We start from the raw sequence: 9,555 nt of genomic DNA, 5'->3' as shown, positions 1-9,555 counted from the left end.
TCAGGAGTTACAACAACAACTGAAAACAAACCAGGACTTCCAAATACTGGTGAACGTAACAGCCTAATTGTTTCTGTTGCTGGTGTTGCAATGCTTATCGTAGCTGTAGGAACAGTTTTACATTATCGTAAAAAATAATCAACCAATGTAGAAGGGATATGAATAGGGATTTTAAAGATAACTATCTTTGAAAACTTTATCCAATAACTTTACTTGTTAGATTCAAAAAGCGGACATGACTGTCCGCTTTTTGTTTACTCGTTTAATCATTTAAAGTCAGAAAAAAGCTTTGGATAATGATTTCCAAAACTTCCTTCCTTATAGCAATCTATAGAGGGTATACCTTACGAAATTCTTCTAAAACAACCTTGCTGTCAGGTGTAAAAGTCAGACCAGCTTCCTCCAGCCACTCTGTAAAAAACTCCTCATGAACCTGACGCCAGTAAGCCAGAGATTTGTCTCCTTCACCTTCCTTATAGGCATGGTCGGCTGACACTTGATGGAAAGGCTGAACAGAAACCTTTGTAACTTCGACAATGCAGACAGCCTGGTTTTGACTATCTAAAATGACATCGAAGGTCCCTTCTCGTGGAAGGGGTTCGTCCTCTAGTGCGTAGAGATCGTAGGCTGAGGCTGTTGCTGTTTTTTCGCCTTTAAAGACCAGATCCGCTAAAAGGTCTGGTTCCACTCCAAAAGCCCAAGCGTCGATTTCATCTCCGATCAAGGGATTGATTCTCTTGTATGCATTCCACATTTCTTGCGGTGTCATGGGTTGCTCCTTTGTAATTTTTTACTTTCTTCTTTTATATGTTTAAGATGGTCTGGATGGTCAATCTCTAAATCAAAAATCTCTGGAATAGAACTGTAGTGGATAATACACTTGATATCCATTTGATTCATTTTTTGTATGAAAGAAGCATTCAGATAGCCTGCTACAGCAAAATCAATTTTTTTCTTCCTTGCTTTATCCTGCATCTGTCTCAGCATTTCTAACATAATGGGGCTTTCCATATCATGCCATTGACTGTTTCTTACAGTCGCAAAAATAAATGAAGTCAAATCATTCATTCCAACTACAATCTTTGAAATACCCGTTTCCAGTATCCTGTCCAAGTCAAAATAAGCTGACGGCAATTCAATCATTGTGCCGACTTTCCCGGTAAAACCATACTGACGCAATACTGTAATAGCTTGTTTTAATTGTTCGGCATCATTGACAAAAGGAAAAATAACAGACAGATTGGGTTTGGTTTGAAAAACTTCTGTAACAACATTTGTCTCAGCCTGAAATTCATCTGGACACGCCAACAAACGCCTGATACCTCTGTATCCAAATAAGGGGTGGCGTTCGTCAAAATACTCTTTAGTCCCGTCTAGAATATTTGCTTCTGCATTTGTTAACTCTGAAAAGCGATACCAGACTTCTTCATCTGGGTACAAATGACAAATAGTGTCTAGATAATCTCTTACAAATTGCTGACAACTTGGTAACAGGATGTTTTGACTGATTTCCCTCACCAAATATTCGCCACGAATCAAGCCGACGTGGTGCAATAAATGGGGATAAACTTTTTCAACAATTTTTTCGCCACTAAGAGCTAGTTGATTTTGCATGTTTTACCTTCCAATTCATGTAAGAGGTCTTGTCCAATTCTGGAAATCCTCGTAACTCTGCCTTCACTTTTAATACTAAAGGCGAGGCATTTTTTTCGGTAATTTCTTCCAAATTCAGCCAAATGACATTTGCTGAATCATTACTTCCATCAAGAACTTCATGAGGAAGGGATTTTTGAGAGCTCTCGAAATCGAGCACGATATCATAAAAGGCCATGATATGATGTACGGCGAAGTATTGCCCTTCTTCATGAACCAGCACATCATAAATCCTAGGATTTGAATACTGGCTAAGCATATAACCCGTCTCTTCCAGAACTTCTCTCTTGAGGGTTTCAGTCAGCCCCTCACCTAGTTCTTGACTACCACCAGGTGGATCAAAACGATGTTGATAGGGGCCTCTTGTTTTTTAAATACAGAGCAATTTCCCATTCTCAAAGCAAATGCCATAGACACCAAAGTATTTTTTGATTTCCATCAGATTCTCCTATTTCAAGCTCCAACCACCATCAATAATGAGAATTTGCCCCTGCATGGCGCTTGCTTTTCCACTTGCTAAAAAGAGGCTGACTTCTGCCACTTCCTCTGGCTCAATCCAGCGTTTGATGGGTGTTTCACTGGCTACCCAGTTTGCCAGACCACCTGGCTCAAAGTCAGCTGCTGTCATACCAGTCTTAACCGCACCAGGAGCAATGCCAAAGACCTGGATACCTGCTTCTGCATAGTCCAGAGCTAATTGCTTGGTAAAACCAGCTAAGGCGTGTTTTGACGAGGTATAGGCGTGACCACCACCGCCAGCTAGGTTTGAAGCGATGGAGCACATATTGATGATGATTCCTTTTTTATTTTCCAGCATTTGAGTCAGATAATGTCGCGTCAACTCTACTGGAGTCACATAGTTGATTTCAAAAATCTCTTGGATTTCTTGGGCAGACTGTTCCAGTAAGGGTTTGTAGTCATCCAAAACTCCAGCTGTGTTACACAAAATATTCACCTGAGGGCACCAGTCAAAAATTGGTTCCAAATCAAGCGTTAAATCGCGTTGTAGAAAGTGAAAGTCACCTTGTAAGGCAGGCTTTTCATCCTGATCCACACCAAAAACTTGATAACCTTTTTCTAAAAAGAGTCGAGCCTGTGCTAGGCCAATCCCTGAGCTAACACCCGTAATGAGTACACGTTTAGTCATGGACTTCCACCCAATCTGTCGCTAAGACATCACAAGGAGTTGGACTCCACATAGAAAAGCCTTCCCCTTCACCATATACGTTGATGAGGAAATAGGGTGTCACTTCAAGGGCGACGCCATTTTGTTCAATGGTATCAAAGAGTTGGACATAGTTTTCAGCCCCTCCCCAACCAGTACGTACATATTTTTTCTTAGCCTTTAGTCCAGGCAAAATTTCTTCAAATGTCATGTTTTTCTCCTTTGTTATCTATGAATCTTAATTTAATTATAACAAAAAACCGTTTTCCAACGGTTTTTTGACTGTGATTTCTTAAAATGCATTTTTTCCTAAGGCAAATCATTCCCTGCTGCAAGGTAAATCTCATACCACTCTTTTCGAGTTAGGTTGACATTACTTGCTTGGCTAGCTTCTATCAAATGTTTAGGGTTAGTTGTTCCTACTACTGCCTGCATCTTAGCCGGATAGCGTAACACCCAAGCGATAGCAATAGCCGATGGGCTCACACTGTATTTTAAGGCTAGTCGATTTAGAACTTGGTTTAGTTGTTTGAACTTCTCATTGCCAACAAAATTCCCTTTGAAATATCCGAATTGCAAGACTGACCAAGCCTGAATGACCATATCGTTTAATTTGCAGTATTCAAAGACGCTACCATCACGTACAGCTGCCTTGTCACCTTCCATATTGACATGGAAACCTGATTCAAATCCTGGCGTGAAAGCTGCGCTTAGTTGTAATTGATTAATAGATAAAGGTTGTTTGACCTCTTTCTTCAGTAATTCCATCATCATAGGATTTTGATTGGACACACCGAAGTCTCGAACTTTACCTGATTTGTGTAGAATTTCAAAGGCTTGAGCCACTTGATCAGCTTCCATCAAAGCGTCTGGACGATGGAGAAGCAAGCTATCTAGATAATCAACCTGCAATCTCTCTAAAATCCCATCAACTGACTCTAAAATATAATCTTTTGAAAAATCAAAATAGGTAAATTCTTCTATGCGAATGCCACACTTGGACTGAATCCACATCTTTTCTCGAAGGTCAGGACGATTGTTTAACACTTGACCCAGTAATTCTTCGCAACGACCTCCACCATAGATATCTGCCAAGTCAAAGGCATTGATTCCTACAGATAGGGCTGTTTCAACCAACTCCTCAACCTCTTTAACCGACTTGTCACTGATTCGCATCATGCCTAGAATGATTTCGGACAATTCTCTTTTCTCTTGACCAAATGGAATGTATTTCATGGCAATTTCCTCCGTTTTTCTTCATTATAAAGTAGAATGCCTCTTTTATCAACTGATACCTTACAAAAGAAAAGAACCAGCTCAAACTGGTCCTTTTTTAATTATCCAATCACACTTCCATTTGGTACAGCTGGATCAACTGTTAGAAGGGTTAATTTGCCATCATGTTCAGCTGAGAGAATCATCCCTTGGCTGACATATTTTTTCATCATTTTACGTGGTTTGAGGTTGGCCACGATTTGAACTTTCTTGCCGACCAATTCTTGTTCGTTTGGATAGTATTTTGCAATACCAGAAAGGATTTGACGGTCTTCACCATCACCAGCATCTAGGCGGAATTGAAGCAATTTATCAGAACCTTCTACTTTAGAAACTTCTTTGACTTCAGCAACACGAATTTCAACCTTGTCAAAGTCTTCAAACTTGATTTCTTCCTTGTTGAGTTTGAGTTCGACTTCATCTGGATTCCATTCTTTCTCGACGGCTGGCTTGTTGCCTTCCATTTGTTCCTTGATATAGGCGATTTCTTCTTCCATTTCGAGACGTGGGAAGATTGGTGTTCCTTTGGCAACTACTGTTACACCTGCAGGGAAATCAGCTAGGCTCAAGTTTTCAAGGCTAGAAACTTCTGCTAGACCAAGTTGTGTCAAGACTGCACGACTGGTTTCCATCATAAATGGCTCAATCAAGTGAGCTACGACACGAAGGCTAGCTGCCAAGTGGCTCATCACACTTGCCAATTGGTCACGGTGCGCTTCGTCCTTAGCCAGTACCCATGGAGCTGTCTCATCGATATATTTGTTAGTGCGAGAGATGAGGGTCCAGACTGCTTCAAGTGCACGTGGATAGTCAACTGCTTCCATGTAGGTATTGTAGTCAGCGATTGATTGTTCTGCCACTTGAGCAAGTTCATTGTCAAAGTCTGTTACACCTTCTACATAGGCAGGGATTTGACCATCAAAATACTTGTTAATCATTGAAACCGTACGGTTGAGGAGGTTTCCGAGGTCATTTGCCAATTCATAGTTGATACGACCTACATAGTCCTCTGGAGTGAAGGTTCCGTCTGAACCAACTGGAAGGCTACGCATGAGGTAGTAACGAAGTGGATCGAGACCATAGCGCTCTACCAACATTTCAGGATAAACGACATTTCCTTTAGACTTGGACATCTTGCCATCTTTCATGACAAACCAACCGTGGGCAATCAAACGATCAGGCAATTTGATATCCAACATCATAAGAAGGATTGGCCAGTAGATGGAGTGGAAACGAAGGATGTCTTTCCCAACCATGTGGAAGACTGTTCCGTTCCAGAACTTGTCAAAGTTGCTATGTTCATCTTGACCGTAACCAAGAGCTGTCGCATAGTTAAGAAGGGCATCGATCCAAACGTAGACAACGTGTTTCGGATTTGATGGGACTGGTACACCCCAGGTAAAGGTTGTACGAGATACTGCTAAGTCTTCCAAGCCTGGCTCAATGAAGTTACGCAACATTTCATTAAGGCGACCATCTGGAGTGATGAAGTCAGGATGTGATTTGAAAAATTCGACCAAGCGGTCTTGGTATTTGCTGAGGCGAAGGAAATAAGACTCTTCTGAAACCCACTCCACTTCGTGACCTGATGGTGCGATACCGCCAGTTACATTTCCAGCTTCGTCACGGAAAACTTCCGCAAGCTGGCTTTCTGTAAAGAATTCCTCATCTGAAACTGAGTACCAGCCAGAGTATTCACCTAGGTAGATGTCATCTTGAGCTAGCAAGCGTTCAAAAACCTGTGCTACTACTTTTTCATGGTAGTCATCAGTTGTACGGATAAATTTATCATATGAGATATCGAGTAATTGCCAGAGTTCTTTAACACCAACTGCCATGCCATCAACATAAGCTTGAGGTGTGATGCCAGCTTCTTCAGCTTTTTGTTGAATCTTTTGGCCATGCTCATCAAGACCAGTCAGATAAAAGACATCGTAGCCCATCAGGCGTTTGTAACGAGCTAGGACATCACAGGCGATAGTTGTGTAAGCAGAACCGATATGAAGTTTACCAGATGGATAGTAAATCGGTGTTGTAATATAAAAATTCTTTTCAGACATAATTTTTCCTTTCCAGGCAAATGAAACCTGATTTTCTAACACTTCATTATATCATATTTTCGGTGATTTTCGATAGGAAAATCCATACAAAAACAAGACAGACAAATGTCCATCTTGTTTTTCTGCTCTATATCTTATTCATAACGAAGGGCTTCAATCGGATCAAGCTTAGACGCTTTATTGGCTGGCAAGACTCCAAATATCATACCAACACTTGCTGAAACAGCCAAGCTAAAGAGAGCGATTGGGAGGGAAACCCCAACTTCAATACCTGCAATCATGTTTTGAAGCAGTACTCCAGCTAACATGGTCATTCCAGCAGCAATCCCAAGACCGATGACACCACCTAACAAAGTCAGGATCATAGACTCAATCAAAAACTGTACCAAGATATTAGCCCGTGTAGCTCCGAGTGCCTTACGCAGACCAATCTCACGCGTGCGTTCTGTAACCGAAACTAGCATGATATTCATAACACCAGTTCCCCCGACAAAGAGAGAGATTCCTGCGATGGCACTGATAATGGTGGTCATAAAACCAAATAGTTGTTGTACCTCTTGGAAGGCGGCAGTCGCATCCGCAACTTGGTACTCTCCTTGTTGAAGACCTGCAATCTCTGTCAGTTTTCGAGCCAACTCTGGTCCCAAGGTCTGCGTTAGACTAGTATCATTGACACGAAAGACGATGTTCGAGATTTCATCAGTATTAAAATTGGCTGCGAGAGAGATATTGGTCGTAATTGGAAGACCACCAATCCCAAAGGCTTTAGCAGTTTTAGCTTCATTGCTAGTATAAACGCCAATCACACGGTAACTAAATTCATTGACAGAGATGACTTGATTAACCGCAGCTTCTGAACTATCAAACAAACTCTTGGCTAGTTCTTCGTCCAGCAAAATCACACTAGCAAATTCCTTGTAGTCTTGCGGTCTTAGACTTCTACCCGCAACGATTTCATTTTCAACTGCGTTCATGTAGGTGCTATTTCCGCCTGTCAGAGTCGCTCGTTCAACCTTCTTATCCTTATAAGATAGGGTGACGTTGGTCGAGTTAGTGACATAGTAACTGTCTACTCCTTTGAGTTTGGCAGCCTCCTTGACCCAGGATTCTAGTGGTTTTGGTGGTTCAACATGAACATCCTCTTCTTTCCCACTGACTGTCAAAGCGGATTGTTTCTGCGTAAAGGAGCCATCCTTGCTCTTGATAGGTGAGAAAAAGACATGGATATCCTTCTGTGATTTGGTCATGTTTTTATTGACCTGACGAGACATGGAGTCTCCCAGAGCCATGATGACGACGACAGACGAAACTCCGATGATAATCCCGATCATGGTGAGGAAGGAACGCATCTTGTGAGCCATAATGGATGAAAAGGCAAATTTCAGATTCTGCATCTAGTTTTCCTCCTTTTCTACCTGAGCACTGTCTGATGAGATGACCCCATCACGAATGACAATTTGGCGTTTGGCATAGGCGGCAATCTCAGGCTCATGCGTGACCATGATAATGGTCTTCCCTTCCTTGTTTAACTCCACCAACAGTTGCATGATTTGATTTCCTGTCTTGGTATCCAAGGCTCCTGTGGGTTCGTCTGCTAGGATAATAGAGGGATTATTTACCAAGGCACGCGCAATCGCTACACGTTGCTTTTGACCACCTGATAACTCGGAAGGCAAATGATGACTGCGCTCCGTTAGCTCAACCTTTTCCAGAAATTCCTCAGCCAATTTTCGACGTTTTGAAGCTGAAACTCCAGCGTAAATCAAGGGCAATTCGACGTTTTGAAGTGCATTGAGCTTGGACAAAAGAAAGAACTGCTGAAAGACAAAGCCAATTTGCTGGTTGCGGACTTTTGCCAGTTGTTTCTCTCCAAGACCTGCAACTTCTTGTCCTTCAAGATAGTACTCTCCACTGGTTGGTGTATCCAACATTCCGATGGTATTCATCAATGTAGACTTACCAGAACCGGACGGTCCCATAATGGCGACAAACTCACCTTCTTGAACTTCTAAGTTAATATTTTTTAGGACCTGCAGTTCTTGGTCACCATTTCGATAACTCCTGCAGATATTTTTGAGACTAATTAGTTTCTTCATCAGCCTTCACCTCTTTTCCTTCTTCCAAGGAAGATGTTGGATTACTGATGACCTTGGCACCGTCTGTCAAACCTGAAGTAATTTCTTGGTTGTCTGCGTCCGCATTCCCCAAAGTAACTTCTACCTTCTTCGCTTTTTTCTGGTCGTCAACGACCCAGACATAGTTTTTGTCATTTTCGGTAACAACACTTGTTAAAGGAACAAGGATGGCCTTACTCTTGTTTTTGACCTCCACACTGACTGAGAAGCCTTGTTTTAACTCACCGATATCGCTAGTCACATCAACAGTATAAGGGTACTTAGATCCAGTATTTCCTCCAAGGGCTGCATTTGCTGCTTCTCCGTTGTTTTTAGGATAATCAGAAATATAGCTAATTTTTCCTGTCCAGCTCTTATCTTGGTAAACCTTCGAAGTAAAGGTAACTTCTTGCCCAACAGAAAGGTTAGCAAGGTTGTATTCAGACAACTCCCCTTTGACCTGCAAGTTTTCATTACTTACGACATGTACTACCACTTGGCTATTACCTGTTGGCGATTTGGAAACATTACGATTGACTTCAACTACAGTCCCTTCTAGTGTACTGAGGACAGTTGCAGCATCTAGCTGAGCTTGAGCCTTGTTGAGCTGAGCCACAGCATCTGCACGGTTATCCTTGGCATCACTGATTTGAGAATCAATAGAAGATACTGAAGAAGTCGCTGCTTGCGCTTGTTCTGGGAGTCCAGCTTCTGTTGGAACCTGTGGAGAAGCTGGTGCAGCTGATGCATTTTCACGAGCTTTGTTTAACTCCTCGATATGACGGTCTGCCTTTGCAACTGCACGACTGGCAGCATCATAGGCAGCCTGGGCTTCTGTACTACTATACTTGACTAGTGCCTGGCCTTCACTTACCTTATCTCCTACAGAAACCAAAACCTCATCCAAGTCACCCTTACTTGCATCATAATAAACATATTGTTCATTCTGAGCCGTCACAGTACCGGATAAGAGAACTGATGAAGCTACTGAACCCTCTTTTGCAAGAGTAATCTTTGCAGTTTCATCTTTTGTTGCAGCTTGATTTGGTTGTCTTAATAGAAGAACGGCAGCCGCTCCCACTACAAGAACTGATGCAACACCGATAGCTGTAAATAAAGGCCATTTCTTGGCTTTTGACTTTCTTTTCATATCAATACTCCTTTTTAATTGCATATATTAAGATTATAGCACATATCTTAAAAATGAACAATTGCTTTCTGACCATCCAAAAATATTTGCTAAATCTTTTATTGTTGTGTTAGTTATATAATACAACTTCTTTTTTAT

10 protein-coding genes and 1 pseudogene are annotated in these 9,555 nt (G+C 41.7%); 1 reads left to right on the top strand and 10 read right to left on the bottom strand.

All coding sequences use genetic code 11. The annotated features are described in order from the left end of the window. Positions 1-138 (top strand): LPXTG cell wall anchor domain-containing protein (locus AB8E63_RS08485; protein ID WP_368910820.1); only part of this gene is annotated, 138 nt, incomplete at its 5' end. Positions 139-328: 190 nt separating this feature from the next. On the opposite strand, the gene AB8E63_RS08480 is transcribed toward AB8E63_RS08485, so the two are convergent. The 10 genes and pseudogenes from AB8E63_RS08480 to AB8E63_RS08435 all read right to left on the bottom strand — a co-directional run bounded on the left by AB8E63_RS08480 (position 329) and on the right by AB8E63_RS08435 (position 9,417). Then, entirely contained in the window at positions 329-769 is a 441-nt protein-coding gene (locus AB8E63_RS08480; protein ID WP_368910819.1) for an ASCH domain-containing protein, read from the bottom strand. Then, positions 766-1,614, bottom strand: a complete 849-nt coding sequence (locus AB8E63_RS08475; protein WP_368910818.1) for a putative PEP-binding protein — start codon at positions 1,612-1,614, stop codon at positions 766-768. The genes AB8E63_RS08480 and AB8E63_RS08475 overlap by 4 nt, the downstream gene beginning before the upstream one ends. Beyond that, positions 1,592-2,092: pseudogene (locus AB8E63_RS08470) on the bottom strand (NUDIX hydrolase). Before AB8E63_RS08470 ends, AB8E63_RS08475 begins: the two are co-directional and overlap by 23 nt. 9 nt (positions 2,093-2,101) lie before the next feature. Then, positions 2,102-2,800, bottom strand: coding sequence for a 3-oxoacyl-ACP reductase (locus tag AB8E63_RS08465; RefSeq protein WP_368910816.1), 699 nt, complete (start codon positions 2,798-2,800; stop codon positions 2,102-2,104). Continuing rightward, the gene (locus AB8E63_RS08460) at positions 2,793-3,029 is read right to left on the bottom strand and encodes a DUF2829 domain-containing protein (RefSeq protein ID WP_143989482.1); all 237 of its coding nucleotides are present in this window, start codon (positions 3,027-3,029) and stop codon (positions 2,793-2,795) included. Before AB8E63_RS08460 ends, AB8E63_RS08465 begins: the two co-directional genes overlap by 8 nt. Before the next feature lie 98 nt (positions 3,030-3,127). Continuing rightward, positions 3,128-4,054, bottom strand: a complete 927-nt coding sequence (locus AB8E63_RS08455; protein ID WP_368910815.1) for an aldo/keto reductase family oxidoreductase — start codon at positions 4,052-4,054, stop codon at positions 3,128-3,130. Positions 4,055-4,155: 101 nt separating this feature from the next. Further along, positions 4,156-6,153 (bottom strand): methionine--tRNA ligase, encoded by a 1,998-nt coding sequence (metG, locus tag AB8E63_RS08450; protein WP_368910813.1) that lies wholly within the window; start codon positions 6,151-6,153, stop codon positions 4,156-4,158. A 134-nt stretch (positions 6,154-6,287) separates the two neighbouring features. Then, positions 6,288-7,547 carry an ABC transporter permease gene (locus tag AB8E63_RS08445; RefSeq protein ID WP_368910811.1) on the bottom strand — a complete coding sequence of 420 codons (1,260 nt, stop codon included), beginning with the start codon at positions 7,545-7,547 and terminating at the stop codon, positions 6,288-6,290. After that, on the bottom strand, positions 7,548-8,249 hold the full coding sequence (locus AB8E63_RS08440; RefSeq protein ID WP_000733797.1) for an ABC transporter ATP-binding protein: 702 nt from the start codon (positions 8,247-8,249) through the stop codon (positions 7,548-7,550). It abuts the gene before it with no gap. After that, on the bottom strand, positions 8,233-9,417 hold the full coding sequence (locus AB8E63_RS08435) for an efflux RND transporter periplasmic adaptor subunit (RefSeq protein ID WP_368910810.1): 1,185 nt from the start codon (positions 9,415-9,417) through the stop codon (positions 8,233-8,235). Before AB8E63_RS08435 ends, AB8E63_RS08440 begins: the two co-directional genes overlap by 17 nt. Positions 9,418-9,555: the final 138 nt, after the last annotated feature.

The sequence above is a fragment of the Streptococcus sp. oral taxon 061 genome (assembly GCF_964211575.1).
In the GTDB taxonomy this organism is placed as follows: Bacteria; Bacillota; Bacilli; order Lactobacillales; family Streptococcaceae; genus Streptococcus.
The sequence above is the reverse complement of the archived record's forward strand: the minus strand, read 5'-3'. Positions and strand labels throughout refer to the sequence as shown.

Bases quoted from the DNA above. Each gene is read 5' to 3' on its own strand.
- AB8E63_RS08480 (WP_368910819.1), bottom strand. From the start codon at position 769: ATGACACCGCAAGAAATGTGGAATGCATACAAGAGAATCAATCCCTTG.
- AB8E63_RS08475 (WP_368910818.1), bottom strand. From the start codon at position 1,614: ATGCAAAATCAACTAGCTCTTAGTGGCGAAAAAATTGTTGAAAAAGTT.
- AB8E63_RS08465 (WP_368910816.1), bottom strand. From the start codon at position 2,800: ATGACTAAACGTGTACTCATTACGGGTGTTAGCTCAGGGATTGGCCTA.
- AB8E63_RS08460 (WP_143989482.1), bottom strand. From the start codon at position 3,029: ATGACATTTGAAGAAATTTTGCCTGGACTAAAGGCTAAGAAAAAATAT.
- AB8E63_RS08455 (WP_368910815.1), bottom strand. From the start codon at position 4,054: ATGAAATACATTCCATTTGGTCAAGAGAAAAGAGAATTGTCCGAAATC.
- metG (WP_368910813.1), bottom strand. From the start codon at position 6,153: ATGTCTGAAAAGAATTTTTATATTACAACACCGATTTACTATCCATCT.
- AB8E63_RS08445 (WP_368910811.1), bottom strand. From the start codon at position 7,547: ATGCAGAATCTGAAATTTGCCTTTTCATCCATTATGGCTCACAAGATG.
- AB8E63_RS08440 (WP_000733797.1), bottom strand. From the start codon at position 8,249: ATGAAGAAACTAATTAGTCTCAAAAATATCTGCAGGAGTTATCGAAAT.
- AB8E63_RS08435 (WP_368910810.1), bottom strand. From the start codon at position 9,417: ATGAAAAGAAAGTCAAAAGCCAAGAAATGGCCTTTATTTACAGCTATC.